Here is a 26374-nt window from a genome sequence, read left to right on the forward strand (position 1 = left end):
CCGCGCAGTGATCATCATTTGGGGACGCCCAACTGCGGATAGCACGGTCGTCGGGCCCGAACCGCTGATCACGGACCGGCCCGCCGACGGCCGCCCCGGATGATCGCTACTTGGGGACCACCAGCCGCACATAACACGGTCACGCGGCCCGAACTGCTGATCATGGACCGGCCGCCACAACACGCCGCTACTACCCATCGCTCGGAGCGCACAGTTGCCTCTGACATGGCCGCCCGGTCCGAGCTGCCGCTCATCGTCTGCCCACCCGGCCCAATGCGCAGTGATCATTACTTGGGGACGGCCAGCTGCGGATAGCACGGTCGTAGGGCCCCAACCGTTGATCATGATCAGCGGCCGATGTCCCGCCGCCAGTGATCATCGGTTGGGGACCCCCAACAGCGGATGGCACGGTTGTCGGGCCCGAACCGCTGATCATGGACCGGCCCGCCGTCGGCTACCACCGGATGATCGCTACTCGGGAACGACGAGCCGCGGATAGCACGGTCACGCGGCCCGAACTGCTGATCATGGACCGGCCGCCACCGCACGCGTCGAGTACCCATCGCTCGGAGCACACACAGTTCCCGCCGGCATGGCCGCCCAGTCCGAGCCGCCGCTCATAATCTGCCCAGCACGGCCCACCGCACAGTGATCATTACCTGGGGACGCCCAGCTGCGGATAGCACGGTCGTAGGGCCCGAAGCGTTGATCATGGACCCCGAGGCGGGCCCGCACCGCCGAGCAACCGTTGCTGGGCACCCCGCCACCCCATGATCATCGCTTGGGGACCCCCAACAGCAGATAGCACAGCTGCCGGGCCCGACCGGCGATCATGAACGACCCCTCGGGTGATCAGGACCGCCAGCCGCAGATAGCACGGCTATCCGGCCCCAACTGCCGATCATCAAGTGCGACGCCCAGACGACGACACCCCGCCGCCCAGTGGGCGACGGGGTGCGTCGGGCAGGTGCGGTCAGGCGGTGGGGGTCTCGTCCACCAGCAGGTTGCGCGTGCGGTTGGGGTCCACCGGGATGCCGGGGCCAGTGGTCGTCGAGACCGTGACCTTCTTGATGTACCGGCCCTTGGCAGCCGAGGGCTTGGCCCGCAGGATCTCGTCGAGCGCGGCGCCGTAGTTCTCCACCAGCTTCTCGGCGTCGAACGAGGCCTTGCCGATCACGAGGTGCAGGTTGGCCTGCTTGTCGACCCGGAAGTTGATCTTGCCACCCTTGATGTCCTGGATGGCCTTCGTGACGTCCGGGGTGACGGTGCCGGTCTTCGGGTTCGGCATCAGGCCACGCGGGCCCAGGATGCGGGCGATGCGGCCGACCTTGGCCATCTGGTCGGGCGTGGCGATCGCCGAGTCGAAGTCCAGCCAGCCGCCCTGGATCCGCTCGATCAGGTCCTCGGCGCCCACCGCGTCGGCGCCCGCGGCCTCGGCCTCGGCGGCCTTGTCGCCGGTGGCGAACACGATGACGCGCGCCGTCTTGCCGGTGCCGTGAGGCAGGTTCACGGTGCCGCGGACCATCTGGTCGGCCTTGCGGGGGTCGACGCCGAGACGCATCGCGACCTCGACCGTGGCGTCCATCTTCGTGCTGGCCGTCTCCTTCGCCAGGCCGGCGGCCTCGAGCGGGCTGTAGAGCCGCTCGGCGTCGATCTTCTCGGCGGCCTGGCGGTAGATCTTGCTGCGCTGTGCCATTGCTCTGTCCTCGTTCTGCGGCCGGGACCGGCCGCGGGTCAGGTCGTGGTACGAGCCGCGCTCGGCTCTCCCACGCTTACGCTTGTGGAACGCTTCAGCTCTGGACCGTGATGCCCATCGACCGCGCGGTGCCGGCGATGATCTTCGCCGCCTGGTCGATATCCTTGGCGTTGAGGTCCTGCATCTTCGTCTGCGCGATCTGGCGCACCTGGTCCATGGTGACCGAGGCGACCTTCTTGACGTGCGGCTCGCCGCTGCCCTTCTCCACACCGGCGGCCTTGAGCAGCAGCCGAGCGGCGGGCGGGGTCTTCAGCTCGAAGGTGAACGAGCGATCCTCGAACACCGAGATCTCAACGGGGACGATGTCGCCCCGCTGCGACTCCGTGGCCGCGTTGTACGCCTTGCAGAACTCCATGATGTTGACGCCGTGCTGGCCCAGTGCCGGACCGACCGGCGGCGCCGGCGTGGCGGCGCCTGCCTTGATCTGGAGCTTGATGATCGCGGAGAGCTTCCGCTTCTTGGGGGGCATCTCGTTTTCCCTGTTGTCGTTGTGCGCGCCGCGGACCTGCCGACCGCGGCGTGGTCAGATCTTCGAGACCTGGCTGAAGGCCAGCTCGACGGGGGTCTCGCGACCGAAGATGGACACGAGGACCTTGAGCTTCTGGGCGTCGACGTTGACCTCGTTGATCGTGGCGGGCAGCGTGGCGAACGGGCCGTCCATGACCGTGACGGACTCGCCGACCTCGAAGTCGACCTCAACGGCCGACTTGCCGGCACCGGCGGCGACGTCGCTCTTGCCGCCCGCGGAAGCAGCCTGCTTCGGCTCGACCTTCGGCAGCAGGAACTTGATGACCTCGTCGTGCGTGAGCGGGGACGGCCGCGAGGTGGCCCCGACGAACCCGGTGACACCCGGGGTGTTCCGCACGGCGCCCCACGACTGGTCGTTGAGCTCCATGCGCACGAGGATGTAGCCGGGCAGGACCTTGCGCTGTACCTGCTTGCGCTGCCCGTTCTTGATCTCGGTGACCTCTTCGGTGGGCACCTCGACCTGGAAGATGTAGTCCTCGACGTCGAGGGTCTGCACCCGCGTCTCGAGGTTGGTCTTCACCTTGTTCTCGTAGCCGGCGTAGGAGTGCACGACGTACCAGTCACCGGGCGCACGCCGCAGCGCGGCGCGCATCTCCTCGATGGGGTCGGCCTCGGCCGCCTCGCCGTTGGTGTCCGCGTCGCCCTCGGCGGCATCGTCGGCATCGTCGGCATCGTCACCGTCGGCCGCCTCGGCGTCGACCGTGTCGGAGTCATCGTCGGAGTCGTCGGCATCGGCGTCGAGCGAGGTGGTGGCGTCATCGGCCGCGGTGGGCTTCTCGGCGTCGGTCACGTCGTCGTCGGCGGCGTCGACATCGGTTGCGGTCTCGACCTGGTCGGCCTCCGACTCGACGTCGGTGGGCCAGCGGCCACCGTCATGGGAGGTCACTTCTGCTCCTCGCTAGCGCTCGACGCCGAGCGGACCGGCGCTGCCGCGGTGATTGGTGACCTCGCCAGCTCGGTCACGGCGTCTCGCTTCCTTGTCCCTGTTGTGCCTGTGCCGGTCGTGTCACGTGCCGAACAGGAGCATGACGCCCTGTGCGAACAACAAGTCCAGCAGCCACACCAGTGCGACCATGAACGACACGAAAACGAGTACGACGATCGTGTAGGTGACCAGCTGCTTGCGGGTGGGCCAAATGACCTTCCGCAGCTCGGCGACCACCTCGCGAAGGAACCGGACCAGCCGCTTGGGCAACGAGATCTTGGCGGGGCGGCCGTCGCGGACTGCGGTGGCGCGGCCCTTGTCGCCCGTGGGCGCCGGGCCGGAACGCCGACCACGACGGTCGGCGGCGGTGCTCGGGCGCTCCTGCCCGCTGCCGCTCGCCTCGCGCTCCTCAGCCACGCCCGCATCCTCCAGCTCGCGCGGCCCGGCTTGCCGGACCACCCTCAGTTCCCGTCGCTGTCCCGTCCCGTACCCGATCCAGCATTCCTACAGTGGCAGGGGCGACAGGACTTGAACCTGCAACCTGCGGTTTTGGAGACCGCTGCTCTGCCAGTTGAGCTACACCCCTAGACCAGCTCCGCAATTGGACCTGCGGCCCGTATGCGGAGGGGTGCATCGCGTGACGACGCACCCAGCAGAACGAGTGTACGGCACCCATCCGGCACGGCTGAAACCGCACACCCCGGGCCACCGTGGCGATCGTTCTGACCGTGCGGAATTATCGAACCATGGCCACTACGACCACCGCCCCTGCCCGGATCTCCGCGCGGATCGGAGGCATCGCCGAGTCCGCCACGCTGGCGGTCGACGCGAAGGCCAAGGCCCTCAAGGCGGCCGGGCGCCCCGTCATCGGCTTCGGCGCGGGCGAACCCGACTTCCCCACTCCGCCGGCTGTCGTCGCCGCGGCACAGGCCGCATGCGCCGACCCGCGCAACCACCGCTACACCCCTGCGTCCGGTCTGCCGGAGCTGCGCGAGGCGATCGCCGCCAAGACGCTGCGCGACTCGGGCTACGAGATCGCCCCCGCCCAGGTGCTCGTCACGAACGGCGGCAAGCAGGCCGTGTACGAGGCCTTCGCCACACTGCTCGACCCGGGCGACGAGGTGCTCCTCCCCGCGCCCTACTGGACCACCTACCCCGAGGCCATCACGCTCGCGAGCGGAGTGCCGGTCACCGTGGTCTGCGGACCGGAGGCCGACTTCCTGCCCTCCGTCGATCAGCTCGAGGCCGCGCGTACGGCGCGCACGAAGGTGCTGCTGTGGTGCTCCCCCTCGAACCCGACGGGTGCCGTCGCGTCCCGTGAGCTCACCGAGGCCGTCGGCCGCTGGGCCGTCGAGCACGGCATCTGGGTGGTCACCGACGAGATCTACGAGCACCTCGTCTACGACGGCGCCGAGGCGCTCTCCATGCCGGTGGTCGTGCCCGAGCTGGCCGACACCTGCGTGGTGCTCAACGGCGTCGCCAAGACCTACGCGATGACGGGCTGGCGGGTCGGCTGGCTCGCCGGGCCCGCCGACGTCGTGAAGGCCGCCACGAACCTGCAGTCGCACCTGTCGTCCAATGTCTGCAACGTGGCACAGCGGGCCGCGCTGGAGGCCGTCTCGGGTCCGCTCGACGCCGTGGCGGAGATGCGGTCGGCCTTCGACCGGCGCCGCCGCACGATCGTGGAGCTGCTGCGGGCGATCCCGGGCGTGGAGTGCCCGACGCCGCGTGGCGCCTTCTACGCCTACGCGTCGGTGCAGGAGATCCTCGGCAAGGAGCTGCGCGGCGCACGTCCGCAGACGAGCGTCGATCTCGCGGCGGCTGTGCTGGAGCACGCCGAGGTGGCGGTCGTTCCGGGCGAGGCCTTCGGCACCCCGGGCTTCTTCCGGCTGTCCTACGCCCTCGGCGACGACGACCTGCGCACCGGCGTGGAGCGGATGGGCGCGCTGCTCTCCGAGGCGAAGTAGTTCGACGCGCGGGCCGCGCGGGCGCTCAGACGACCGCGCGGCCCGGCGCCGGGAAGTCCGGCAATGCATCGAGGTCGAGCGGGCGGTCGCCGGCGCCGAAGCCGGTGTCGTGCCACCACCGGTGCCGGCAGCCGGGGCACTGCACGAACAGGCGCCTGCCCTCCGCGGCGAGCAGGAAGCGCCAGTGCACCTCGCAGGAGCCGCCTGCCGCGCAGGTCGGACACCCGTCCTGGTCTGCGCAGCGCGGGCACGTCGTCCAGACGCGGCGGCCGATGTCTGCCTGGGCGTCACGCATCGAGCGCCCCGCTGTCGTCGAGTCCGGCGGCGAGCACCCCGGCCTCGACCAGCAGCCGGTAGGTCGCCTGCTGCTCCGCGTCCAGGCCGCTGTAGAGCATGCGGTGGGCCTGCGCCTCCGAGTCCAGCACGGCCAGGACGTCGAGGTCCGGTGAGGCCGCGAGCACCGCGGCGAGCCTGCGCTGCTCGTGCGCGCCGAGGTCGAACGAGTGGGTGGCGCGGCCGGCGTCTGCGGGCGGGAGGGGATGGACGCGCTCGGTCCCGCCGTCGTTCATCGGATTCATCGATTCCACAGGTACGCCGCGGCGAGCCGGTTCCCCAGGATTCGGGAGTTACCTCACGACTGTGGGGCGGATCACTTCTGTGGAAGACGTACCTCGGCGACGGCCCGGCTCAGCACGGTGCGGCCCTCGAAGCGGGCCGTGACGGCGACGCGGGCGACACGGCAGCCGTCGTCGCCCGTGGTGACCTCGGAGACGGAGCCGGACAGCTCGACGAGAGCGCCCTCGTCGTCGTCGGGCACGACCACGGGCCGGGTGAAGCGCACCCCGTAGCTGAAGACTGCGCCCGGATCGCCCACCCACTCGGTGACCACCCGGGCGGCCAGCGCCATGGTCAGCATCCCGTGGGCGATCACGCCGGGCAGCCCGACGCTGCCGGCTACGCGGTCGCTCCAGTGGATCGGGTTGAAGTCGCCGGACGCTCCGGCGTAGCGCACGAGGTCGGCGCGGGTGACCCGCACCGACAGCGGCGGTAGCTCGTCGCCGACGGAGACATCGCTCAAGTCGCTCACGATGCGGCCACCTGCGTGACGAGAAGCGCGTGGGTGGTGGCCACCGCGGCGCCGTCGAGATCGGCGACCTCGCATCGCAACTTCAGCATGTGGCTACCGCCGCGCGTGGTGAGGTCCTCGACGTGGATGGTGGTGACGAGGTCGTCGCCGCCGTGGATCGGACGGTGCAGCGCGATCGACTGGTCGCCGTGCACCATGCGCGAGTAGTCCCAGCCGAAGGCGGGGTCACGCAGGAACGCCTCGATCGCGGGCATCGTGAAGGTGACGGGGAACGTCGGCGGGGCGACCAGATCGGGATATCCCGCTGCCTGCGCGGCCTGGAGGTCGTGGCACACAGAAGCGCCCTCGCCGATGGCGAGGGCGAACTCCCTGATCTTCTCCCGGCCGACGCGGTACGGAGGCCCTGGGGCCAGCGCCCGCCCGACGAAAGACTCGTCCGGCACGCTCAGCGCGTCTCGCGGTGCTCGCGGTGGACGCCGCAGTTCGGGCAGAACTTCTTGATGCTGAGCCGGTCGGGGTCGTTCCGCCGGTTCTTCTTGGTGATGTAGTTACGGTGCTTGCACTGCTCGCACGCCAGCGTGATCTTCGGCCGTACGTCGGTGGCCTTGGCCATCGCGGGTGCCTCCTGCGTTCCTCTTGTCGGTCTGTAGCGGTGGCCGGACTTGAACCGGCGACACAGCGATTATGAGCCGCTTGCTCTACCGACTGAGCTACACCGCTTCGCGAAGCTGGTCACACCAGCTCGCCGAGCCCCTTTACGGAATCGAACCGTAGACCTTCTCCTTACCATGGAGACGCTCTGCCGACTGAGCTAAAGGGGCGGCACACCGCGCGGTTGGTCACTCCCGAACGGCCGCGGACAATGCTACACACCGCCTCCGCGACCCCGGAAAGGGGTTCCCATCACCAGCTGGACTTGCGAACCCCCGGCAGGCTGCCGTCGTGCGCGAGCCCGCGCAGCCGTACCCGGGACACCCCGAACTTGCGCAGGAAGCCCCGCGGCCGCCCGTCCACGGAGTCACGGTTGCGCACCCGCGTGGCGCTCGCGTCGCGCGGCTGCCGGTCGAGCTCCCGCTGGGCCGCCGCACGCTCGGCGTCCGGGATGCCCGGCCTGACGATGATCGCCTTGAGCTCGGCGCGGCGCGCAGCGTGCCGGGCGACGATCACCTTGCGACGCTCGTTGCGAGCGATCTTGGCCTTGGTCGCCATCAGACCTTCTCCCCCCGCGCCCTGATCCTGACCACCGCTGCCTCGACCCCGATCCGATCGACCGTCCTGATGGCGTCGGTCGAGAGCTTCAGCCGAACGAAGCGGTTCTCGGCGGCGAACCAGTAGCGCTTGCTCTGGATGTTCGGATCCCACCGGCGCGGGGTGCGCCGGTGGGAGTGCGAGATCGCGTTGCCGAACCCGGGCTCGCGACCGGTCAGCTGGCATCGTCGCGACACGGCCGTCACCCGCGCCCGGAGTTCGGGTACGGCAGGAGCGCCATCTCACGCGCGTTGCGGATCGCGACGGCGACCTGCCGCTGCTGCTGCGGCGTCAGACCGGTCACCCGCCGGGCACGGATCTTGCCGCGGTCGGAGATGAACGTGCGCAGCAGCGCCGTGTCCTTCCAGTCGACCTCCGCCACCTTCCGCGCGTGCAGCGGGTTCGCCTTGCGCCTGGGCGCGCGCTGTGGCCGGACGGCCACCTCAGCGCTCCTCGCGGAACTCGACGTGCCGCTGCACGGCCGGGTCGTACTTGCGCAGCACCAGCCTGTCCGGGTCGTTCCGCCTGTTCTTGCGCGTGACGTACGTGGTGCCGGTGCCTGCGGTCGACCGCATCTTCACGATCGGCCGGAGCTCGTTGCGGGCCATGCCCACCCCTTCCAGTAAACGACATTCATTTTCATCTAGGGTAACACTAGCGCACCGCCGAACATGCCCACCGACCGGAGGAGGAAGCCCGTGACACGACCAGAGCTCCTGGTGCTCGCCGGACTGCACACATCAGGGGTCGACGCCGTGATCGCCCGGATCCGCGCGCTCGACCCCACCGTCGCCGTCCTGCATCACGACCTGCGCGACGTCGGCTCGGGACTCGTCCACCGGCGGCTGCGCGCCGGCGACACCGACGAGACCAGCGAGCTCGAGCTCGTCCACGGGTGTCTGTCGTGCACCGTGCGCGAGGATCTGTTGCGCGTTCTCGCCGGACCGGCCCGCCGGGTCGTGCTGCACCTCGATCCGGCACTCGAACCCGAACACGTCTGCTGGTCGCTGCTGCACGTGACCGACAGGGCCACGATCGCCGACGCCGATCTTCTGGGCGTCGTCACGTGCATCGACACCGGCAACTGGCTCGCCGACGCCACGGGCGACGACGGGCTCGCCGAGCGCGGGATGAGCGGTATCCCCGACGACGAGCGGACCGTCGCGCAGGTGGCGGTCGGGCAGGCCGAGTTCTCCGACCTGATCGTGCACACCGGCACCGCCGACGCGTGGACGCTGGCCCGGACCGAGGCCGTGCTGACCCGGCTCGTTCCCGCAGCTGCGCGGCTGCGGCTGGCCGACCTCGACGAGCGGGTGTTCCTGGCCGGCGCGGACCGGCCGGCGCGCCGCGGTCGTCCCGACGACGTCCACGCGCCGCTGCTGCGCGGGCACCCGCCGCTCGCCCGCGACTGCGGGGTGCAGCTGCTGCTCTTCAGCGCGCGCAGGCCGTTCCACCCGCAGCGGCTCCACAAGGCGATGGACGTGCTGCTCGACGGGGTCGTCCGCACGCGGGGCCGCATCTGGCTCGCGACCCGCCCGGAGGCGGTGCTGTGGCTGGAGTCGGCGGGTGGCGGGCTCCAACTGGGTTACGGCGGCGAGTGGCTGGCCGGGGCCGACGCGACCGCGTGGGAGCAGGAGCCGCCGGAGCGCACCGCCCTCGCTGCACTGGCCTGGGATCCGCGGTTCGGTGACCGCGCCCAGGACGTGGTGGCGATCACGTACGACGCCGACCACGAGGAGATCGCGGCCGCGCTGAACGCGGCACTCCTCACCGACGCCGAACTGGCTGCGGGTGAGGAGCGGTGGCGCGCGCTCCCCGACCCGTTCGCCTGGTGGGACACCGCAGCGGGCGCACCCGCCTGCCCGGCCCCTACCGAACTGATCGTCTCGTCCACACACGGGGAGAAGGAGGAGTCCTGATGGCCGTGCCCAAGCGCCGTACATCACGGTCGAACACGCGCAGCCGCCGCGCGCAATGGAAGGTGCAGCCCCCCGACCTGGTGCCGATCACCGTGGCGGGGCGCCGGATGCTGGTGCCGCGCCGCCTGGTGCGGGCCTACCAGCGCGGCCTGCTCCCACCCGGGTAAGGGCTCCGACCGCCTTACCCCGCGGCTCCTCACCAGTAGGGGCCTACGACGACGTGATCGTCCGATGTCCGGGTAGCGGCCTCAGCTCGATGCTCGATGCATGCTCATCAACCTGTCCCACAGCCTCGCCGACGCCGACCACCACCGCCGCACTCTGCTCGCCGACGCCGAGCACTTCCGGCTCGCCAAGCTGGCCAAGGCCGCCCGGCGGCGGGCCGCGGCGGCTGGGACACCTCCGGTCGACCCACCGCGCCCGCCCGAGCCGGAGGCGGCGGCCGATGATCGCGCTGAGCCGAATCGTGCACACGGCAATGAAGGCGCAAACCGTCGGTACTCCATGTCACGATGACCGGCGTGGCGCGGCTGGGGGTCGGGATCGGGCTGGTGGGGCGAAGGCCCGAGATCTCGGCACTCGCCGCCGCGCTCGACCGTGCCGCCACCGGCCGGCCCACTGGCGTGCTGTTGTCGGGGGACGCCGGAGTGGGCAAGTCGCGGCTGGTGGCGGAGACGGTCGAGCGCGCCGCGGCAGCCGGGTTCACGGTGCTGCTCGGCCGTTGCATCGACACCGCCGAGTCGGCGTTGCCCTACCTGCCGTTCACCGAGATCGTCGGCTCGCTCGCCACAGCCCGTCCCGAGCTGGTCACCGACCATCCGGCCATGCGCCACCTGCTGCCCGGCGGCTACCCGCGCGGCACGCAGAACGGCGAGGACCGCGATCTGGGCCAGCTGCGGGTGTTCGACGCCGTTCTCTCCGCGCTCGACGGCCTCACCGCCACCACCCCGGCCCTGCTGGTGGTGGAGGACCTCCACTGGGCCGACCGCTCCAGCCGCGATCTGCTGGTCTTCCTGCTGTCGCGGCTCACCGGCCAACGGCTGGTCGTTTTGGCCACCTACCGCACGGATGATCTCCACCGGCGCCACCCGCTGCGCCCGGTTCTGTCGGAGCTCGTGCGCCTGCCGGCGGTCGAGCGGGTGGACGTCGCGCCGCTCGGCGCGGAGGAGGCGCTCGAGCTGGTGCGGCTACTCGCCGACGGGAGCCTGTCCGAGCCGATGCTGCACCGGGTCGCCCGCCGTTGCGAGGGCAACGCGTTCTTCGCCGAGGAGCTCGTCACCGCGTGTTCCGACGGGCTGCCCCACGGGCTCGCCGAGGTGCTGCTGGCACGTGTCGAAGGCCTCGCCCCCACCACCCAGCGTGTGCTGCGCATCGCGTCCGTCGCCGGGCGGCGGGTCGACCACGGCCGCCTATCCGCGGTGTCCGGACTCGCCGTCGACGAGCTGGAGCAGGCCCTGCGCGAGGCCGTGGCCCACCACGTGCTGGTGGCCGGCGGCGAATCCGACGGGATCACCACCGACGACGCCTACGTCTTCCGCCACGCCCTGCTGCGCGAGGCGATCTACCACGAGCTGCTGCCCGGCGAGCGCAGCCGGCTCCACGCCGCCTACGCCGCGCTGCTCGCGGAGGCCGACGCTCCCCAGCGGGCCGCCGCGCCCGGCCATGCCGCCGAGCTCGCCCACCACGCGATGGCGGGCCACGATCTTCCGCTCGCGCTCGCCGCGTCCGTACAGGCGGCCAACGAGGCCAACGACCGCGAGGCACCGGCCGAGGTGCTGCTCCACGCGGAGCGCGCGATGGAGCTCTGGCCCGTCGTGCCCGACGCCGAGACGGTGGCCGGGATCGACGAGGGCACGGTCACCCGCTGGGCCGCGGGGGCCGCCAGCGCCACCGGCGACCCGGACCGGGGCATCGCGCTCGGGCGGCGGGCGCTCGAACTCGCCGAACAGCGCGGCGATCCGAAGCTCACCTCGGCGATCGCCCGGCGTTACGCCTGGCGCCTGCTCGATCTGAGTGGCCGGGAACACGAGGCGCTCGAGGTGGCGAGGCACGCCCTCGATCTCGTGGCCGACCTGCCGCCGTCCAGCACGCTGGCCTGGGCACACGCTGTGCTGGCAAGGGTGCTGGGCAGGCTCGACCACCTCGCGGAGGCCCGCGAGCAGGCGGAAGCGGCCCTTGAGGTCGCCCGCGGGAGACCCTCTGATGACGTCATGGCCGCCGGTGCCACCGCCGACGCGCTCGTCACGCTCGCGGTGTGCGCGGAGTACGGCGGCGACCCGGAGCGGGCCCGCCGGCTGCTCGGCGAGGCGATACCGCTCGCCCGGCGTTCCGCCAACCTCGGGGTGGAGCTGCGCGCGTACTACGCCCTGGGCATCTCGTTGCTCGACGAGGGGCGGCTCGCCGAAGCCGGCGACGAGTTCGCCGCGGGCGAGGAGCGTGCCGCCGCCACCGGCACCACGTGGGGCGGCTACGGGTTGGAGCTGCGGGTGGCCCACGTCATCGCCCGGTTCCAGCGCGGCGACTGGGATGCGGCGGAGGCCGCAGCGGAGCTCGCCGGCGAGTCGGTGTCGGCCACGGTCGCGAGCAGGCTCGCTGCTGCGGGGCTGCTCACCGCCGTGGCCCGGGGGCGCTTCGAGTCCGCCGGCAGAAGGCTGGCGGAGCTGCGCGACTCCTCTCCGGTCGACGAGCAGGTGATCATGCTCGTCGGCCAGACCGGGGCGGAAGCCGCGCTCTGGCAGGGTCGGCCCGCAGAGGCGGCCGAGCTCGTCACGGAGGCGCTCGCCGGGCTCGAGAGCGGTCCGTCCGCCGAGCTCGCCCCGCACCTCGGCGGCATCATGCTGGCCGCGCTCGGAGTGGCCGCGCAGGCCGAGATCGCCGCCTCCGGTCAGATCCCCGCCGATGAAGTGGCCGCGGCCGCACGCGCGCTGCTCGCCACCGCCGAGCACGCGGCGGCCTCCGGTCTGCCGCGGGCCGGCACCCTCGGCCCCGAAGGCAGGGCGTGGCTGTGGCGGGCGCGGGCCGAGTTCACCAGGGTCATCGGGCCACCCGACCCTTCGGCGTGGAGCAGCCTCGTCAGCGCCTTCGCCTACGAGACGTGCACGCCGCACGGCGAGCCCTCCGCCGACGAGGTCCACGGCTACCGGCAGGCATACGCGCTGCTGCGCCGGGCGGAGGCCACCCTCGCCACGGGGGCACCGCACGGCGAGGTGGCGCCCGACCTGCGCGCCGCGCTGGCTGCCGCCGAACGGCTCGCCGCCAGGCCGCTGGCCATGGCCGTCCGCGAACTCGCCGCCCGCGCCGGGGTCCGGCTGGACGCCCCCGACGCCCGTCCCGTGTCCGTCGGGCCCGATCCCCTCACGCCGCGGGAGCGGGCCGTACTCGGGCTGGTCGCGGCCGGGCGCACCAACCGGCAGGCCGGTGCCGAGCTCTTCATCAGTGAGAAGACGGTGAGCGTCCACCTGTCCCGCGTGATGGCCAAGCTCGGAGCGAGCAGTCGCACGGAGGCGGTCAGCGTCGCGTACGCGCGTGGCCTGCTGGCACCCGCAGACCGCGAGATGGCGCGGGTGGACCCTTGAGCCGATCTTGATGATCTCTAGGGTGTGGGTGATCGCGCTCACCCATCCGTGAGGAGGCTCAGCGTTGGCACCCACGAGCACTGCCGCCGAGGGCAGCACCTGGACCGGCCGTCCCGACCTGTCCGACATCTCGGGCTTCTGGACATTGCCGGTCGCGGAGCGGGCCGCGGCCTTCGCCGCGCTCCGTGAGCAGGAGCCGATCGCGTTCTACCAGGAGCCACAGCAGGCCTACCTTCCCCGCGGAGCAGGATTCTGGGCCGTCACGCGGCTCGACGACCTCCTGACGGCCAGCCGTACCCCGGCCCTGTTCACCTCGGGTAAGGGGTCCACGTCGATCGCCGACTTCCCGCCCGAGTTCATCGAGTTCTTCGGGTCGATGATCGGGATGGACGACCCCCGCCACGCCCGACTGCGGCGGATCGTCTCCCGCGGGTTCACCCCCAAGCGGCTCGGCGCGCTCACCGACGATGTGCAGCGCACGGCGCGCACCATCGTCGACGACGTGATCGACGCCGGCGAGTGCGACGCCGTCACGGCGATCTCCGCTCGGCTGCCCCTGAAGATCGTCTGCGACATGATGGGGGTGCCGGAGAGCCAGTACGAGTTCGTCTACCACCGGTCGAACATCATCCTGGGTGCCGGCGACCCCGATTACGTCCCCGACGCCGACAACATCGTCACCGCGATCCTGACGGCCGGCGGAGAGCTGGCCGAACTGATGCGTGACCTGGGCAGGCTGCGCACCGAGAAGCCCACCGACGACGTCACGTCCGCGCTGGTCAACGCCGAGATCGACGGCGAGCGACTCACGCCCGACGAGCTCGCGTCCTTCTTCATCCTGCTGGTCGTCGCCGGAAACGAGACCACCCGCAACGCCATCAGCTGGGGCCTGCACCTGCTCACGGAGAATCCCGACCAGCGCGCCGCCTGGCTCGCCGACATCGACGGTGTCACCCCCACGGCGGTGGAGGAGATCGTGCGGTGGGCGTCTCCGGTGATCTTCATGCGCCGCACCGTGGCCTCCGACACGGTTCTCGGCGGCCAGGCGATGAGCGAGGGTGACAAGGTGGTGCTCTTCTACTGGGCGGCCAACCGCGACCCCGCGCACTTCGCCGACCCTGACGTGTTCGACGTCCGCCGCTCGCCCAACCCGCACGTCGGGTTCGGCGGCCCCGGCCCGCACTTCTGCCTGGGTGCCCACCTGGCACGCCGGGAGATGTCGGTGATGTTCCGCGAGCTGCTCACCCGGGTTCCCGACATCCACGCCACCGCGCCACCCGACCGCCTGCAGTCGATGTTCATCAACGGCATCAAGCGGCTGCCGGTCGCGTTCACGCCCGGTGGCGCCCGATGACGGAAGCCACTCTCGACCCCACCCCCGCCACGCTGGACTACCCGGAGGTGCCGGTCGGGGCGGTGCTCGCCGGCTCCGCGCGGCGCTTCGGTGATCGCACCGCCGTGCATTTCGTCGGCCGCGAGCTGTCGTTCGCCCAGCTCCACGAGCGGGCCTGCGCCTTCGCCAACGCGCTGCGCGCGGCCGGGGTGGGCCGGGGCGACGTGGTCGCCATCCATCTCCCGAACTGCCCGCAGTACCCGATCGCCTACTACGGCATCCTGCTGGCCGGGGCCACGTTCTCGCCCACCAACCCGCTGCTCCCGCCGGCGGACCTCGCGGCCCAGCTGGCCGACTGCGGCGCGGTGGCAGCGGTGACGTGGGCGCCTGCCGCTCCGGCGCTGGCCGCGGTACAGGCGAACACCGCGGTGCGCCTCGTCCTCGTCACCGATCGCGAACAGGCGATCGACCCCACCCACCGCGTGGCGCTCGACGCCGTCGCCGGTGCGCAGGACTTCGAGGCCTTCCACGCCGACGCGCCCCCCACCGATCCCGGCGTAACGATCGACATCCACCACGATCTGGCCCACATCGCCTACACGGGCGGCACCACGGGCCGGTCGAAGGGCGTGCAGCTGCCGCACCGCAACGTGGTGGTCAACTCGCTGCAGTACGCCTGCCGCGGCAGCGGCTCGCTACCCGCCGTGGACGAGCTCGGCGGCCTCGTGCTCGACCAGCAAGCGCCCGCCGAGGAGTACCCGGTGCGCCTGGGCACCGGCACCGGTATCAACCTCACGCCCTGGTTCCACGCCATGGGCACGATCGGCGGTCTCAACGTCCCGCTGCTGAGCGGCAGCACCACCGTGCTGCACGAGCGGTTCGACCCGGGCGCCTACCTCGCCGACGCCGAGCGGTTCCGCGTCACGGGCATGGGCGGCGCTCCGCCGCTTTTCGGCGCCCTGCTGCGCCATCCGGAATTCGCCACGCGCGACCTGTCCTCCGTCCGCGGCATCTCCTCCGGAGCCGCGCCGCTCCCGGTCGAGATGATCCAGGCGTTGCAACGCCGGTTCGGCGACGACGTCGTGATCTGCGAGGGCTACGGGCTCACCGAGGTGACGATGGGCGCCACGATCGGGCCCGGCTGGCGGTCCGGCGTGCGCAAGGTCGGCACCGTCGGCACGCCGGTGGCCGACACCGAGATCCGCATCGTCGACCCCGCGGGCGACGACGTCGCACCGCTTCCCACGGGCGAGGCGGGTGAGGTGTGCATCCGCGGCCCGCAGGTGATGATCGGCTACAAGGACAGGCCGGAGGAGAACGCTGCCGCGCTGGTGGACGGCTGGCTGCGCACCGGCGACGTCGGTGTCCTCGACGAGGACGGCTACCTGTCGATCGTCGACCGCAAGAAGGACATGCTGCTCTACAAGGGCTACAACGTGTACCCGCGGGAGCTGGAGGAGCTCCTCTTCATGCAGAACGGCGTGGTGGGCGCCGCGGTGGTCGGGCGACCCGACCCGCTGGTCGGTGAGCTGCCGGTCGCGTTCGTGGTTGCGCCCGGGCTCGGTGCCGACGACGCGGCAGCGCTGATGGCGGCGGTCAACGAGCAGGTGCTGCCGTACAAGCGGCTCCGCGAGGTGCACCTCGTGGACGAGATCCCGGTGTCGGCGGCAGGCAAGGTGCTCAAGCGGGAGCTGCGCGACCGGCTCCGCTGAGGCACTCGCGAGTGCAGCAGAGCCACTCTCACCCACTGTGGTTGCAGCAGATCGTCACTGCTGCAACCCGGTGTGGGTTGCAGCGCAGTGCCACTGACGGGTGACCCGGCGTTAACGGACGGCCTGCCAGCAGCGATGTCCCGTTCGTACGGACACCCGGCATGCGCGCACCGGACCGGACACCCGACCGCCACCGCAACAGCGGCACGGCGGTCGTCACCCGTCCCTGCTCACGAAGCCGGTGGTCGCATGCCCGCTGCATCCTCCGACGACGGCGGCGCCACCGTTCGGCCGCGCCCCCGCCCGGGCGAGCCGGGCGGCAGGCACCGCCGGAAGCTCACGCCACTGGCGTGTGCCCTGGACGTGATCGGTCGCGTGGGCACGCTCGTGATGCTCACTGCGTTGCTCGTGGTGGCGGCCGCCGCCGGCTCGCTGGTCGACGGAGTCCCGGCCGGGGCGAACGCGACCGTCACGGCCACGTACGACCGGAGCGGGCCCTGACCTTGCTCAGGCCGCCTCGGTCTGGGTGATCGGGGACTGGAGCACATGGTCGACCAGGCGCATCACGAGCTGGCCACCACCTAGCCGGTACCCGAACTCCTCCCACGTGAGCAGCTCGCGCGAGAGCAGCTCGCCGACCGGGCCGGGGTAGAGCCGGGTGGCACGGAATGCGGCAGCCCGCAGCCGCATCTTGTCGTGGTGATCCATCGGAACGGGGACCATGCTTGTGCTCTCCTCCGGGGTAATTGCGGTCCGGCGCGCGCTCTCAGCGCTGAGTCGCCACCCGGTAAGGCATCCATGGTGAAACCCGCCCGGTCGATCGAAACTGAAGAGTGACTGACATCTCACGTCGCGACGAACCTCGGGTGTCCGGTAGGTGACTCGGCGTCCCGTGGCATGTGCCACATCCGGGCGTCGAAGCCTGAGGTGGAGGACTCCCCCGTGGCGCGGCGTCGAAACGAGTTGTTCCGCACCACTCGTCTACGCCCGTAGCGTGATCCGCATGACCCCGACCCGTTCCGCCGAGCGCACTCGCGACGTGCTCTGGTCCGACATCGAGGACATCTACGCCGCGATCCTCGCTCACCCGTTCATCGCCGGGCTGACGGACGGCACCCTTCCCCGGGAGTCGTTCCGGCACTACATCGTGCAGGACGCGCACTACCTGCGTGGCTACGCGAAGGCCCTCGCGGTGTGCGCGGCCAAGGCGCCCGACGAGGACGGCACCGTGATGTTCGCCTCGCACGCCGCCGCCGCGATCGCCGCCGAGCGGGACCTTCACGCGTCCCTCATGGGCGAGATGGGCAGCACTGCGGAGGAGGCGGCGCTCGAGCCGATCGCCCCCACGACGCAGGCGTACGTGAGCTACATGATGGCGTCGGCCCTCGGCGGGTCGTTCGCCGAAGCGGTGGGCGCGGTCCTGCCCTGCTACTGGATCTACGCGCGTGTCGGAGAGGAACTGCTGGCGCGCAGCTCGCCCGACCCCCTGTACGCCCGCTGGATAGCGATGTACGGCAGCGACGACTTCCAGGCCGTCGTCGACTCGGTGCTCGCGCTCACCGACCGCATCGGGGAGAGGATGTCCGAGGGCGAGCGCAACCTGATGCGCCGGCATTTCCACACGACGTCGCGCTACGAGTGGATGTTCTGGGACGCCGGCTACCGCCGCGAGACCTGGCCGGTGTAGCGCTCTACCGGTGATCGAGGCGGTCGGGAATGAGGAAGTGCAGGACGAACCCGACCACCGCCACCACGATGGCACCGACGAATGCGGGGCCGAACCCCTCGACGCGGAACGGCACCCCGAGCCCCTCGGCGATGTAGCCGACCAGCATGAAGAGCAACGCGTTGACCACGAGCCCGATCAGCCCGAGGGTCAGCACGTAGAACGGGCAGCCGACCACCTTGATCAGGGGCTTCAGCACCGCGTTGATGATCCCGAAGATCAGGGCGACGACAATCAGGGTGCCGGCCCGGTTGCTGCTGGTGCCGGCGGTGTTGTCGATCCCCGGCACGATCAGGGTGGCCACCCACAAGCTGACCGCGATCACGATCACGCGGATCGTGAGTGCTAGCGCATTCGACATGGGCAATCAGTCCAGAAGGGCCTGGTTGATCAGCGTGCGGAGCTGAGGGCGGATCGGGTAGGTGCTCGAAGGCATGAGCTGGGTGAAGAACAACGCCGTGACCTCGGCGGCGGGGTCGACCCAGAAGGCCGTGCTCGCCAGGCCGCCCCACGCGTACTCGCCATCGTGCGTGATCGCCTTGCCCTGCGCCGCGTCGACGACCACGGAGAAACCGAGGCCGAAGCCGACGCCTCGGTAGGGCGACTCCGAGAACATCGGCCGTCCCACCTGGTCGAGGTCGGCGCCGCCGGGCAGGTGGTTGCGCGTCATGTACGCCACGGTGTGCGGGCCGAGCAACCGGTTGCCGTCGAGCTCGCCGCCGCGCGCCAACATCTGGGTGAAGCGGTGGTAGTCGGCGGCGGTGGAGACGAGCCCGCCTCCCCCGGAGAGGAACGTCGGCGTCCGCGTTGCGTTGTCGCCCATCGCGGAGTTGCGTGTCAGCCCACCCTCGGGGTTCGGCACGTACAGGGCGGCGAGCCGGTCGATGTCATCCGAGGCGACCGAGAATGCCGTGTCCTGCATTCCGAGCGGAGCGAAGATCTCCTCGGCGAAGAACGCGTCCAGCGACTGCCCCGAGGCCACCTCGACCACACGGCCGAGCACGTCGGTGGCCACCGAGTAGTTCCACTCCGTGCCGGGCTGGAACAGCAGCGGCAGCCCTGCCCACACCTCGCACGCACCGGCGAGGTCCATCCCGCGCGGGGCTCCGAACTCGAAGCCCTTCGCCCGGTACATCTCGTCGACGGCGTGCGCGTGGTGCCAGCCGTAGGTCAGCCCGGCGGTGTGGGTGAGCAGGTGCCAGACCCGAACCGGCTCGGTGGCCGCCACCGTGCCGGGCTTGGCAGCCGAGCCGCTCACGTAGACGCGCGCATCGGCGAAGGCCGGGATGTAGCGCGAGACGGGATCGGTCAGCTCGAGCGCGCCCCGCTCCACCAACATCAGCGCCGCGACGGACGTGATGGGTTTGGTCATCGAGTAGATGCGCCACATCGTGTCGTCGGCGACGGGCCGCTGCGCCTCGATGTCGGCCAGACCGTAATGACTCAGATGCACCACCCGGCCACGCCGCGCGAAGGCGATCGTCCAGCCCGCGAGTCGTCCGTCATCGACATAACGCCGAAAGTGCGAGTCGACACGCTCCAGGCGCGTCCCGTCGATTCCGACCTCGCCCGGCTCCGTGTCCACCTTGAGCTGCGCCACGTGGCCGACACTACATGCGCGTGATCTCTCCGTGCCGAGGCTTCTTTCTCTGACCCGGGACGCCGGAGCGGTCAACGGTTGTCACCCTGCCGTGGGAACGACGTCCCACTCTCGTGCGGTACCCGCTCGTAAGTATCTGCGTACGGACGGTAACGGTGAATGCTCGAAGAGTGACCACACACCCGATACCGATCCTCGGCGCCCCGCCCTCGCCCCGCGGGGACGGCGAGGTACTCCGCGTGCTTCAGCGCCGCGCTGCCAGGGGCAGCCGGGCTGACGGGAACAGGGTCGCGCTCGTCATCAGTGGCGGCGGCATGCGGGCCGCCTACGCCGGCGGTATGGCTCACGCGCTCGAGGACGCGGGGCTCGGGGACTGCTTCGACGTCATCTACGGCAGCTCGGCCGGCGCCTACATCGGTGCCTCGCTGCTGCTGGGTTGCGGCCACGGTGCGGGACACATCTTCTTCGAGGACCTGGCCTGCCGCGCGTTCATCGACCCCCGCCGGCTCGGCACCCGCCGTCCGGTGGTGTCGCTGAACCACCTGATCGACCACGTCCTCGTGCACTCCAAACCGATGGACTGGGAGCGGCTCGCCGCCTCCCCCGTACCGCTGCGGGTGGTGGCCACCGCAGCCGACGAACTGCGGCCGTACACGCTCAATCCCGCGACAGCACAGGAGTGGAAGGTGGCGCTGCGGGCGACGGCGGCGATTCCTCTGCTCGCCGGGCCGCCCGTCGAATTCCACGGGCGCCGGTGGATGGACGGCTCGGTCGCGGAGCCTGTGCCCGTGCTCCGCGCGCTACGGGACGGCGCCACCCATGTGCTCGTGCTGCTCAACCGCACCGGCACCGAGCTGCGCCGGCCCGACCCCGGTACGGGATCGGGCCGGTGGGCCCGCACGCTGGACCGGCTCGCGCCTGGCCTCGGGCTGATCACCCAGGAGAGCCTGCGCCACGGCCCGGCCCTCGCCGTCCTCGACGACGTCACCCATCCCTCGCGCGGCGACGCGCACCTGCTGACGCTGACCCCGGAGCACGACCTCGACGTCCACGGGCTCACGATCGACGCGCCGCGGGTGGCGGGGGCGGCCGCGGCCGGGTACGCAACGGTCGCCGCGGCCCTGGCCCGGATACGGATACCCGCCCAGAGATCCTGAGCGGGCGTTCGTTGCGGCAATCTTGACCCGATCCGCCTGCGCCAGGAGTGTTGCCGCGTGGACGCGGATGTCGCTGATGTCATCGTGGTCGGAGCGGGCCTCACGGGTCTCGTCGCCACAGCCGAACTGGCCGATGCGGGTAAGCGGGTGGTGCTGCTCGACCAGGAACCCGACACGGGGCTCGGCGGGCAGGCGTTCTGGTCGTTCGGTGGCCTGTTCCTCGTCGACTCCCCCGAGCAGCGCCGGATGGGCATCAACGACTCCTTCGACCTCGCCATGCAGGACTGGCTCGGCACAGCGGGTTTCGACCGCGGCGTCGACGACCCTGCGGGCGAGGACTTCTGGGCCCGCCAGTGGGCCACCGCCTACGTGGACTTCGCGGCCGGGGAGAAGCGGTCCTGGCTGCACGCGCAGGGGGTGCGCTGGTTCCCCATCGTCGGCTGGGCGGAGCGGGGCGGATACCTGGCCGACGGGCACGGCAACTCCGTGCCGCGCTTCCACATCACCTGGGGCACCGGACCAGGCGTGGTGGCCCCGTTCGAACGCCGGGTGCGCGAGGCGGTGGCGAAGGGGCTCGTCGAGCTGCGCTTCCGGCACCGGGTGGACGGCCTGACCGTCACCGACGGCGTGGTCGACGGAGTGCGCGGCGCCGTCCTCGAACCGAGCGCCGCCGCACGGGGAACGGCGAGCTCACGCACCGAGGTCGGCGAGTTCGAGCTGCACGCACAGGCCGTGATCGTGACCTCGGGCGGGATCGGCGCCGACCACGACCTCGTGCGCGCCTACTGGCCGTCCCGGCTGGGCCCGGCGCCGCGACACATGATCTCCGGCGTGCCCGAGCACGTCGACGGCCGGATGCTCGCGATCAGCGAGCGCGCGGGCGCCCGGCTCGTGAACCGCGACCGGATGTGGCACTACACGGAAGGCGTCCACAACTGGGACCCGATCTGGGCGCGCCACGGGATCCGCATCCTCGCGGGGCCCTCGTCGCTCTGGTTCGACGCGCGGGGCCGGCGCTTCCCCGCCCCGAACTTCCCCAGCTTCGACACCCTCGGCACGCTCAAGGCGATCACCGACACCGGTTACGACCACTCCTGGCTGGTGCTCACCCAGAAGATCATCGAGAAGGAGTTCGCCCTCTCGGGCTCGGAGCAGAACCCCGACCTGACCGCGAAGGACATCAGGGCGACGCTGGGCCGGATCCGGCCGGGGGCCCCGGCGCCGGTCGAGGCGTTCAAGAACAAGGGTGTCGACTTCGTCGTCGCCGACACGCTCGCCGAGCTCGTTGCGGGGATGAACAAGCTCGGAGCGATCCGCGACCCTGGAGAGGCCGAATCCGCTGACCTCGACACCGGTGGGCCGCTGATCGACCTCGCCGACCTGCAACGGCAGATCGTCGCCCGAGACCGGGAGATCGACAACCCCTTCACGAAGGACATGCAACTCGCCGCCATCCATGCCGCCCGCCGCTACCGCGGCGACCGGCTGTCCCGGATCGCGACGCCGCACAAGATCCTCGATCCAGCGAACGGTCCGCTGATCGCCGTGCGCCTCTCGATCCTCACCCGTAAGACGCTGGGCGGGGTGCAGACGGATCTGGCAGGCCGGGTGCTGGGCACCGGCGGCGAGCCCGTCCCCGGTCTGTACGCCGCGGGCGAGGTCGCCGGGTTCGGCGGCGGCGGGGTGCACGGCTACCGGTCGCTGGAGGGAACGTTCCTCGGCGGGTGCCTGTTCTCGGGCCGCCAGGCCGGTCGTGCGGCCGCGATCTCGACCGGTTGACCGCGGGGCGCTCCGGGCGTGAGCGCGTGCAGTCCGTGATCACCGCTCGGCGCGCCTAAGCTACCCCTGCCCGTGATCATCGCGAGCCGCGTAGCGATTGCAGGCGCCTCGTCGACCACCCTGGTGTGGCGGCGCCGACGACAGGGACAGGCATGAGCGATCGTTCGCTCCGGAAGCGGCCCGGACGTGTCGTTCCGCTCACGGCAGCCGCACTGGGTGCGGGCGAGGGGTTGCTGCTGATCGGGTTCGCCGCCGCGGCCATGTTGCAAGGCGGTGCAGACGTCCTGGCTCCGTCGGCGATCGCCCTGCTCAGCGGGCTGGTGCTGCTCTGGGGCGCCGTGGAGATGACCCGGAGGGTGCCGATCGGCCGGGTGCTCCTGTCGGTCGCGGCCGTCGTCGTCGCGGTCGGCCTGGTCGTCCTGCTGGTGCTGAAGCCACCGATGTCCGGCCTGCTCGTCGACGTCGTGACCGGCGCGGGCCTCGTCGCGCTGCAGGCGGTGATCGTCGCCTGTGCGCTCAGCCGGTCGACGCTGCTGTGGATCGTGGGCGCGCCGGACTCCCGCCGTCGCCGGTGACCTGTGGCGCGCCGGCGCCGAGACGCGTGGCCAGCGCGGCCGCCAGCAGGTACAGCGCAGCCTGAACCTGCAGGGCGACGGTCAGGCCGATTCCGGTGCCTGCAAGTCCTGCAAGGAGCATCCCGAGGGCCTGCACCCCGCCGAAGACGGCGAAGAAGGTGCTCATCACCCGGCCCCTGGCTTCTTCCGGGGAGTGCGCCTGAAGGAGTGCGATCAGGCCGGTCATCGCCGCCAGGCCGGGTATCCCGGCTGCGATGAAGAGGCCGACATAGACGCCGAGGGCTGTGGTCACCGCAGGCGCGTTCCACGTCAGGAGTGAGACGAGACCGAACGCTGCCAGGGAGATCGCGACGAGGCGGGGAACGCCCGACCTCCTGCTCACGAGCCCGAGTAGCGCACCACCCGCGATCGCACCGACGGCCTGCACCCCGCGAAGCACTCCGACATCGGTCTCCGTGCCGTGCAGGTCCCGGAACACGAAGAGCACGAACAGCACGACGAACGCGCCCTGTGCGAGCGCCATGCAAGCGGTGACGCCCATCGCCCGTCGCAAGGTGGGCACCCTCGCCACGACCGCGATGCCGTCCGCCCAGTCGCGGAAGAGCCGCACCCGAGCAGACGCTGCAGGGCGGCCGAGGCCCCGGCGGCCGGGCACGAACAATGCGGCGGCGGCGATGAAGGTCGCCGCGTCGGCGAGAAGCACCAGGTCGATGCCACCCAGCGCGAGCACGAGCCCACCGACCGGCCCACCGACGAGCCGTGCGGCGCTGGAGAGAACGGCCATCAGCTGGTTGACGGCCATGAGGTCTCCGGCGGGCACGAGCGAGGCGGCGGTCGCCGTGCGGCACGGCTCGATGATCGTCCCGAGCACCGACTCGGCAACCACGACGACGTAGACCAACCACAGGTCGGCGGCCGAGTCGACCAGGAGCAGCGGCAGCAGAAGAAGAGCCTGCAGCACGGCCACGCCGGACATCAGTCGCCAGGGATCGACGCGGTCGATGAGCACTCCCGCGAGTGGACCGACCAGCACGGTGGGCAGGAGTTCGAGGGCGAACACGCCGGCCGTGATCAGCGGTGAGCCACTGAGCTGCAGGACGAACACCGGCAGGGCGATGAAGAGCATCCAGTCGCCTGCCTCGGACAGCAGACCGGCACCACCGAGCCTGGCAACACCCGGCGAGCGCAGCACGGCGACCGCGCTCACGGCTGCGGCTCCTGGGCGTCGGGGTTGAGGAATGCGCGCAGCGAGACGTGGACGACAGCGCTCCCCGCAGGGGCATCGTCGCGGATCGACCGCACGTAGGGCCGGATCAGCTGGTCGAGGGCCGCAGCGAGAGCCCGCAACTCTTCGGGCGTGAGCTCGAGCGAGTAGCTGCTGGTGCCGGAGACCTCGGTCCACTCCTCGGGCAGTAGCTCCTGACGCGCGAGATAACGGCGGTAGAGATCGTCGCCGTACTCCGCGGACATGACCGCCAGCGCGTTCCTGGCGATCGCTCCCGCCGGCCCCGGCTCGCCCGAGAAGTCGAAGCCGACCGCGGTGGCTCGCCAGGGGCGCGTACGTCCGTCCGCGCCCTTCTCCGGCGCCGGCTCGACGAGCCCGACCTTCGCGAGTGCGCGCAGGTGCCAGGAACAGTTCGACGGCGTCTCGCCGATGACCTCTGCGCACTGGCTGGCGGTGCGGGGCCCCGCCGCCAGCAGGTGGTTGAGCAACGCGAACCGGGCCGGAACAGCGAGGGCCGCAAGGGCCGCGTTGCTCACCACGGCACGGGAGGGCAGGTCGGGCACGGTGACCCCAATCTGAAGGAAGGGCTTCAGATTGGGGTCACCGGGTCACGATGTCAAGCCACGACTTCAGATAATCGGATCGCGACGAGGGCGGCTAGACCTTCGCGGAGCCGACCATGCTGGCGTAGACGACGATGTTGTCGAGATAGCTGTGCGCGGCGCGGTCGAAGTCGCCGCCGCACGTGATCAGCCGCAGGCCGGAGTAGGGGATGTTCCCGTACACCGCTTCGGACGGGAACTGGTCCTTCGGATACCTGTCCACCCGGTCCACGCGGAACAGCACCGTCGCACCGTCACGCCGTACAACGGCGACCTGGTCACCGGGCTCGAGCTCGTGCAGCTTCGCGAACACGCCGGCATCACCGGCCCAGTTGACGTGCCCCGCGATGATCGCCGGACCGAGCTCGCCGGGCGTCGGCGCTCCCGTGTACCAGCCGGCGGGATAGGCCTCCGGTGGCGTCTCCATCGTCCCGTCGCGGTTCAGACCGAGATCCATCAGATCCGACTTCACACCGAGGATGGGGATCTCGATCCGCACCGGCTCGGAGCGCGCCAGGGGCGCAACCGTGGACCCTCCGGCAGGAGCGGGGGCCCCGGGCGCAGGAAGACTCAACGGCGGTTGATTCAGCTCCGGCTCCAGCCCGCACGCGACCAGACCGAGGCTGAACACGGCGCAGACCGTTGCCACCCCCGTCAGGACCCTGACCAGGATCCGACGGGGGCGACGGCGTACGAGACGGTGGCGCATCAGGCCTCGTGACGTCCCATGCGCCGGCGGGACGAGCGGCGCGCGGTCACGGCGGCCGCTCCACCCATTCCGGCCAGCGCGAGGGCACCGATCACATAACCGGCGGGCGACGTGGTCCCGTCACCGGCCGCGACACCGCCGACCGGGGTGCTCAACACCTGCGGGGCCGGGCCAGGGTTGTTGTCGTCGTTCCCGCCGTTGTCGTTGGGGTCGCCGCCGTCGTCCTTGTTGTAGTCCTTCTTGTAGTCCTTGCTGAATTCCTCGTTGTCGGCGTCCTTGTTGGCCTCGTTGTCGCCGAACGACTTGTCGTAATCCCTGTTGTCCTCGGAGTTCTTGTCCTCGTCGTCGTTCGTGAGGGCCGCGTTGTGGACCTTGACGCTGCCCTTGTCGTCAGCCTTCGCCTCGTCGTCCACGTAGGAGATCGGCAGACCGACGATCGGAGCCACGGGGCCCAGGTTGACCTGCGGCAGCGGGAGCTCGGGCACCGGGAGCTGCGGCACGAGGGCACCCAGCGGGCCGAGCGGCGCGGGCGCGGCGGGCGGAGCGTCCCCACCAGGTGGCGCGGGCGCGGCCTGCTGCGCGACCGCCGCCGGGGACGCGGTGACCGTCGACGTAGAAGCTGTCGCCGCTCCCACCATCACCACCATGGCGGTGGCGGCCCCCGCTGCGAGCGCCGCCCCGAGCCAGGGCCGCAAGGCCTTCGTACGAGCCGACCTGTGTGCCGATGCCACGAGTTTCTCCCATTCGGTGAACGCCCGGACTCCACCCGAAAGGCTCGGACATGCCGGGAAACTGAGTTGGCTCCTCAGCGAGTTACAACGAACCCGACGGCATGAAGAAACGCCGTAGAGCAACGATTACTTGGGTTTCACCCGAGCGTTCATAAATACCCGTTAGAGGGAAGATCAATTCCGGATTCCGGCCACAGTGCGTGAACGTTTCGCGGTGCGG

At 70.9% G+C, this 26374-nt stretch carries 32 protein-coding genes and 3 tRNA genes; 12 read left to right on the forward strand and 23 right to left on the reverse strand.

What is annotated here, in order from left to right; all coding sequences use genetic code 11:
* Positions 1–973: 973 nt before the first annotated feature.
* The 5 genes from rplA to ABD743_RS17330 form a co-directional block, all read right to left on the reverse strand.
* Positions 974–1696 (reverse strand): 50S ribosomal protein L1, encoded by a 723-nt coding sequence (rplA, locus tag ABD743_RS17310; protein WP_344723101.1) that lies wholly within the window; start codon positions 1694–1696, stop codon positions 974–976.
* Between the two features lie 94 nt (positions 1697–1790).
* On the reverse strand, positions 1791–2225 hold the full coding sequence (gene rplK, locus ABD743_RS17315; RefSeq protein ID WP_344723102.1) for a 50S ribosomal protein L11: 435 nt from the start codon (positions 2223–2225) through the stop codon (positions 1791–1793).
* 54 nt (positions 2226–2279) lie between these two features.
* On the reverse strand, positions 2280–3170 hold the full coding sequence (gene nusG / locus ABD743_RS17320) for a transcription termination/antitermination protein NusG (protein WP_379658886.1): 891 nt from the start codon (positions 3168–3170) through the stop codon (positions 2280–2282).
* A 120-nt stretch (positions 3171–3290) separates the two neighbouring features.
* The gene (gene secE, locus ABD743_RS17325) at positions 3291–3626 is read right to left on the reverse strand and encodes a preprotein translocase subunit SecE (protein ID WP_344723103.1); all 336 of its coding nucleotides are present in this window, start codon (positions 3624–3626) and stop codon (positions 3291–3293) included.
* A gap of 93 nt (positions 3627–3719) precedes the next feature.
* Positions 3720–3795 (reverse strand) — tRNA-Trp (locus tag ABD743_RS17330).
* Positions 3796–3955: 160 nt separating this feature from the next.
* Here ABD743_RS17330 and ABD743_RS17335 point away from each other — a divergent pair.
* Positions 3956–5176, forward strand: a complete 1221-nt coding sequence (locus tag ABD743_RS17335) for a pyridoxal phosphate-dependent aminotransferase (protein ID WP_344723104.1) — start codon at positions 3956–3958, stop codon at positions 5174–5176.
* Between the two features lie 25 nt (positions 5177–5201).
* Here the strand turns inward: ABD743_RS17335 and ABD743_RS17340 are convergent, their stop codons facing one another.
* The 11 genes from ABD743_RS17340 to rpmG (ABD743_RS17390) all read right to left on the reverse strand — a co-directional run bounded on the left by ABD743_RS17340 (position 5202) and on the right by rpmG (ABD743_RS17390) (position 8119).
* Entirely contained in the window at positions 5202–5471 is a 270-nt protein-coding gene (locus ABD743_RS17340) for a hypothetical protein (RefSeq protein WP_344723105.1), read from the reverse strand.
* Entirely contained in the window at positions 5464–5745 is a 282-nt protein-coding gene (locus tag ABD743_RS17345) for a DUF6400 family protein (RefSeq protein WP_344723106.1), read from the reverse strand. The genes ABD743_RS17340 and ABD743_RS17345 overlap by 8 nt, the downstream gene beginning before the upstream one ends.
* An 80-nt stretch (positions 5746–5825) precedes the next feature.
* Entirely contained in the window at positions 5826–6263 is a 438-nt protein-coding gene (locus ABD743_RS17350) for a MaoC/PaaZ C-terminal domain-containing protein (protein ID WP_379658887.1), read from the reverse strand.
* Complete coding sequence (locus ABD743_RS17355; RefSeq protein WP_344723107.1) at positions 6260–6706, reverse strand: FAS1-like dehydratase domain-containing protein; 447 nt, start codon at positions 6704–6706, stop codon at positions 6260–6262. The genes ABD743_RS17350 and ABD743_RS17355 overlap by 4 nt, the downstream gene beginning before the upstream one ends.
* A 2-nt stretch (positions 6707–6708) precedes the next feature.
* Positions 6709–6876 (reverse strand): 50S ribosomal protein L33, encoded by a 168-nt coding sequence (gene rpmG, locus ABD743_RS17360; RefSeq protein WP_241037302.1) that lies wholly within the window; start codon positions 6874–6876, stop codon positions 6709–6711.
* Positions 6877–6910: 34 nt separating this feature from the next.
* Positions 6911–6983 (reverse strand) — tRNA-Met (locus ABD743_RS17365).
* Between the two features lie 28 nt (positions 6984–7011).
* Positions 7012–7084, reverse strand: a tRNA-Thr gene (locus tag ABD743_RS17370).
* A gap of 82 nt (positions 7085–7166) precedes the next feature.
* On the reverse strand, positions 7167–7472 hold the full coding sequence (gene rpsN / locus ABD743_RS17375) for a 30S ribosomal protein S14 (protein WP_344723108.1): 306 nt from the start codon (positions 7470–7472) through the stop codon (positions 7167–7169).
* Positions 7472–7708, reverse strand: a complete 237-nt coding sequence (gene rpmB / locus ABD743_RS17380; RefSeq protein WP_344723109.1) for a 50S ribosomal protein L28 — start codon at positions 7706–7708, stop codon at positions 7472–7474. The genes rpsN and rpmB overlap by 1 nt, the downstream gene beginning before the upstream one ends.
* Positions 7709–7713: 5 nt before the next feature.
* Positions 7714–7953: a 30S ribosomal protein S18 gene (gene rpsR, locus ABD743_RS17385; protein ID WP_344723110.1), complete on the reverse strand. Its 240-nt coding sequence runs from the start codon at positions 7951–7953 to the stop codon at positions 7714–7716.
* Between the two features lies 1 nt (position 7954).
* Positions 7955–8119 carry a 50S ribosomal protein L33 gene (rpmG, locus tag ABD743_RS17390; protein ID WP_344723111.1) on the reverse strand — a complete coding sequence of 55 codons (165 nt, stop codon included), beginning with the start codon at positions 8117–8119 and terminating at the stop codon, positions 7955–7957.
* A 90-nt stretch (positions 8120–8209) separates the two neighbouring features.
* Between rpmG (ABD743_RS17390) and mrf the strand changes: the two genes are divergently transcribed.
* The 7 genes from mrf (at position 8210) to ABD743_RS17425 (ending at position 16551) form a co-directional block, all read left to right on the forward strand.
* Positions 8210–9430 (forward strand): ribosome hibernation factor-recruiting GTPase MRF, encoded by a 1221-nt coding sequence (gene mrf / locus ABD743_RS17395; RefSeq protein WP_344723112.1) that lies wholly within the window; start codon positions 8210–8212, stop codon positions 9428–9430.
* Complete coding sequence (rpmF, locus tag ABD743_RS17400) at positions 9430–9597, forward strand: 50S ribosomal protein L32 (protein ID WP_344723113.1); 168 nt, start codon at positions 9430–9432, stop codon at positions 9595–9597. Before mrf ends, rpmF begins: the two co-directional genes overlap by 1 nt.
* Positions 9598–9697: 100 nt before the next feature.
* Entirely contained in the window at positions 9698–9946 is a 249-nt protein-coding gene (locus tag ABD743_RS17405; protein ID WP_344723114.1) for a hypothetical protein, read from the forward strand.
* A complete protein-coding gene (locus tag ABD743_RS17410) occupies positions 9943–13005 on the forward strand; it encodes a helix-turn-helix transcriptional regulator (RefSeq protein ID WP_344723115.1) in 3063 nt (1020 codons plus the stop codon). The genes ABD743_RS17405 and ABD743_RS17410 overlap by 4 nt, the downstream gene beginning before the upstream one ends.
* Positions 13006–13069: 64 nt before the next feature.
* Positions 13070–14359, forward strand: a complete 1290-nt coding sequence (locus ABD743_RS17415; protein ID WP_344723116.1) for a cytochrome P450 — start codon at positions 13070–13072, stop codon at positions 14357–14359.
* A complete protein-coding gene (locus ABD743_RS17420; RefSeq protein ID WP_344723117.1) occupies positions 14356–16050 on the forward strand; it encodes a class I adenylate-forming enzyme family protein in 1695 nt (564 codons plus the stop codon). Before ABD743_RS17415 ends, ABD743_RS17420 begins: the two co-directional genes overlap by 4 nt.
* A gap of 249 nt (positions 16051–16299) precedes the next feature.
* Positions 16300–16551: a hypothetical protein gene (locus ABD743_RS17425; protein ID WP_344723118.1), complete on the forward strand. Its 252-nt coding sequence runs from the start codon at positions 16300–16302 to the stop codon at positions 16549–16551.
* Positions 16552–16557: 6 nt separating this feature from the next.
* On the opposite strand, the gene ABD743_RS17430 is transcribed toward ABD743_RS17425, so the two are convergent.
* Positions 16558–16773 (reverse strand): hypothetical protein, encoded by a 216-nt coding sequence (locus tag ABD743_RS17430; RefSeq protein WP_344723119.1) that lies wholly within the window; start codon positions 16771–16773, stop codon positions 16558–16560.
* Positions 16774–17053: 280 nt separating this feature from the next.
* On the opposite strand from ABD743_RS17430, the gene tenA reads away from it, so the two are divergent.
* Positions 17054–17737: a thiaminase II gene (gene tenA, locus ABD743_RS17435; RefSeq protein ID WP_344723120.1), complete on the forward strand. Its 684-nt coding sequence runs from the start codon at positions 17054–17056 to the stop codon at positions 17735–17737.
* A gap of 4 nt (positions 17738–17741) precedes the next feature.
* Here tenA and ABD743_RS17440 read toward each other — a convergent pair whose 3' ends face one another.
* Together ABD743_RS17440 and ABD743_RS17445 are read right to left on the reverse strand one after the other, a co-directional pair.
* Complete coding sequence (locus ABD743_RS17440; RefSeq protein WP_344723121.1) at positions 17742–18137, reverse strand: phage holin family protein; 396 nt, start codon at positions 18135–18137, stop codon at positions 17742–17744.
* A gap of 6 nt (positions 18138–18143) precedes the next feature.
* The gene (locus ABD743_RS17445) at positions 18144–19376 is read right to left on the reverse strand and encodes a serine hydrolase domain-containing protein (protein WP_344723122.1); all 1233 of its coding nucleotides are present in this window, start codon (positions 19374–19376) and stop codon (positions 18144–18146) included.
* A 170-nt stretch (positions 19377–19546) separates the two neighbouring features.
* On the opposite strand from ABD743_RS17445, the gene ABD743_RS17450 reads away from it, so the two are divergent.
* The 3 genes from ABD743_RS17450 to ABD743_RS17460 all read left to right on the forward strand — a co-directional run bounded on the left by ABD743_RS17450 (position 19547) and on the right by ABD743_RS17460 (position 22887).
* Complete coding sequence (locus ABD743_RS17450; RefSeq protein WP_344723123.1) at positions 19547–20533, forward strand: patatin-like phospholipase family protein; 987 nt, start codon at positions 19547–19549, stop codon at positions 20531–20533.
* 57 nt (positions 20534–20590) lie between these two features.
* Positions 20591–22312: an FAD-binding dehydrogenase gene (locus tag ABD743_RS17455; protein ID WP_344723124.1), complete on the forward strand. Its 1722-nt coding sequence runs from the start codon at positions 20591–20593 to the stop codon at positions 22310–22312.
* Between the two features lie 152 nt (positions 22313–22464).
* Positions 22465–22887, forward strand: a complete 423-nt coding sequence (locus ABD743_RS17460) for a hypothetical protein (protein WP_344723125.1) — start codon at positions 22465–22467, stop codon at positions 22885–22887.
* Here ABD743_RS17460 and ABD743_RS17465 read toward each other — a convergent pair.
* The 4 genes from ABD743_RS17465 to ABD743_RS17480 all read right to left on the reverse strand — a co-directional run bounded on the left by ABD743_RS17465 (position 22829) and on the right by ABD743_RS17480 (position 26154).
* Positions 22829–24094 (reverse strand): MFS transporter, encoded by a 1266-nt coding sequence (locus ABD743_RS17465; RefSeq protein ID WP_344723126.1) that lies wholly within the window; start codon positions 24092–24094, stop codon positions 22829–22831. The genes ABD743_RS17460 and ABD743_RS17465 overlap by 59 nt on opposite strands.
* The gene (locus ABD743_RS17470; RefSeq protein WP_344723127.1) at positions 24091–24675 is read right to left on the reverse strand and encodes a helix-turn-helix domain-containing protein; all 585 of its coding nucleotides are present in this window, start codon (positions 24673–24675) and stop codon (positions 24091–24093) included. The genes ABD743_RS17465 and ABD743_RS17470 overlap by 4 nt, the downstream gene beginning before the upstream one ends.
* 94 nt (positions 24676–24769) lie before the next feature.
* Complete coding sequence (locus ABD743_RS17475; RefSeq protein ID WP_344723128.1) at positions 24770–25363, reverse strand: class F sortase; 594 nt, start codon at positions 25361–25363, stop codon at positions 24770–24772.
* 59 nt (positions 25364–25422) lie between these two features.
* On the reverse strand, positions 25423–26154 hold the full coding sequence (locus ABD743_RS17480; RefSeq protein WP_344723129.1) for a hypothetical protein: 732 nt from the start codon (positions 26152–26154) through the stop codon (positions 25423–25425).
* Positions 26155–26374: the final 220 nt, after the last annotated feature.

It is taken from the genome of Pseudonocardia yunnanensis, from assembly GCF_039534065.1.
Lineage (GTDB): Bacteria > Actinomycetota > Actinomycetes > Mycobacteriales > Pseudonocardiaceae > Pseudonocardia > Pseudonocardia yunnanensis.

Coding starts and splice junctions, on each gene's coding strand:
- rplA (WP_344723101.1), bottom strand. CDS start 1,696: ATGGCACAGCGCAGCAAGATCTACCGCCAGGCCGCCGAGAAGATCGAC.
- rplK (WP_344723102.1), bottom strand. CDS start 2,225: ATGCCCCCCAAGAAGCGGAAGCTCTCCGCGATCATCAAGCTCCAGATC.
- ABD743_RS17335 (WP_344723104.1), top strand. CDS start 3,956: ATGGCCACTACGACCACCGCCCCTGCCCGGATCTCCGCGCGGATCGGA.
- ABD743_RS17340 (WP_344723105.1), bottom strand. CDS start 5,471: ATGCGTGACGCCCAGGCAGACATCGGCCGCCGCGTCTGGACGACGTGC.
- ABD743_RS17345 (WP_344723106.1), bottom strand. CDS start 5,745: ATGAACGACGGCGGGACCGAGCGCGTCCATCCCCTCCCGCCCGCAGAC.
- rpmG (WP_241037302.1), bottom strand. CDS start 6,876: ATGGCCAAGGCCACCGACGTACGGCCGAAGATCACGCTGGCGTGCGAG.
- rpsN (WP_344723108.1), bottom strand. CDS start 7,472: ATGGCGACCAAGGCCAAGATCGCTCGCAACGAGCGTCGCAAGGTGATC.
- rpmG (WP_344723111.1), bottom strand. CDS start 8,119: ATGGCCCGCAACGAGCTCCGGCCGATCGTGAAGATGCGGTCGACCGCA.
- rpmF (WP_344723113.1), top strand. CDS start 9,430: ATGGCCGTGCCCAAGCGCCGTACATCACGGTCGAACACGCGCAGCCGC.
- ABD743_RS17405 (WP_344723114.1), top strand. CDS start 9,698: ATGCTCATCAACCTGTCCCACAGCCTCGCCGACGCCGACCACCACCGC.
- ABD743_RS17410 (WP_344723115.1), top strand. CDS start 9,943: ATGACCGGCGTGGCGCGGCTGGGGGTCGGGATCGGGCTGGTGGGGCGA.
- ABD743_RS17420 (WP_344723117.1), top strand. CDS start 14,356: ATGACGGAAGCCACTCTCGACCCCACCCCCGCCACGCTGGACTACCCG.
- ABD743_RS17425 (WP_344723118.1), top strand. CDS start 16,300: ATGCCCGCTGCATCCTCCGACGACGGCGGCGCCACCGTTCGGCCGCGC.
- ABD743_RS17430 (WP_344723119.1), bottom strand. CDS start 16,773: ATGGTCCCCGTTCCGATGGATCACCACGACAAGATGCGGCTGCGGGCT.
- tenA (WP_344723120.1), top strand. CDS start 17,054: ATGACCCCGACCCGTTCCGCCGAGCGCACTCGCGACGTGCTCTGGTCC.
- ABD743_RS17440 (WP_344723121.1), bottom strand. CDS start 18,137: ATGTCGAATGCGCTAGCACTCACGATCCGCGTGATCGTGATCGCGGTC.
- ABD743_RS17460 (WP_344723125.1), top strand. CDS start 22,465: ATGAGCGATCGTTCGCTCCGGAAGCGGCCCGGACGTGTCGTTCCGCTC.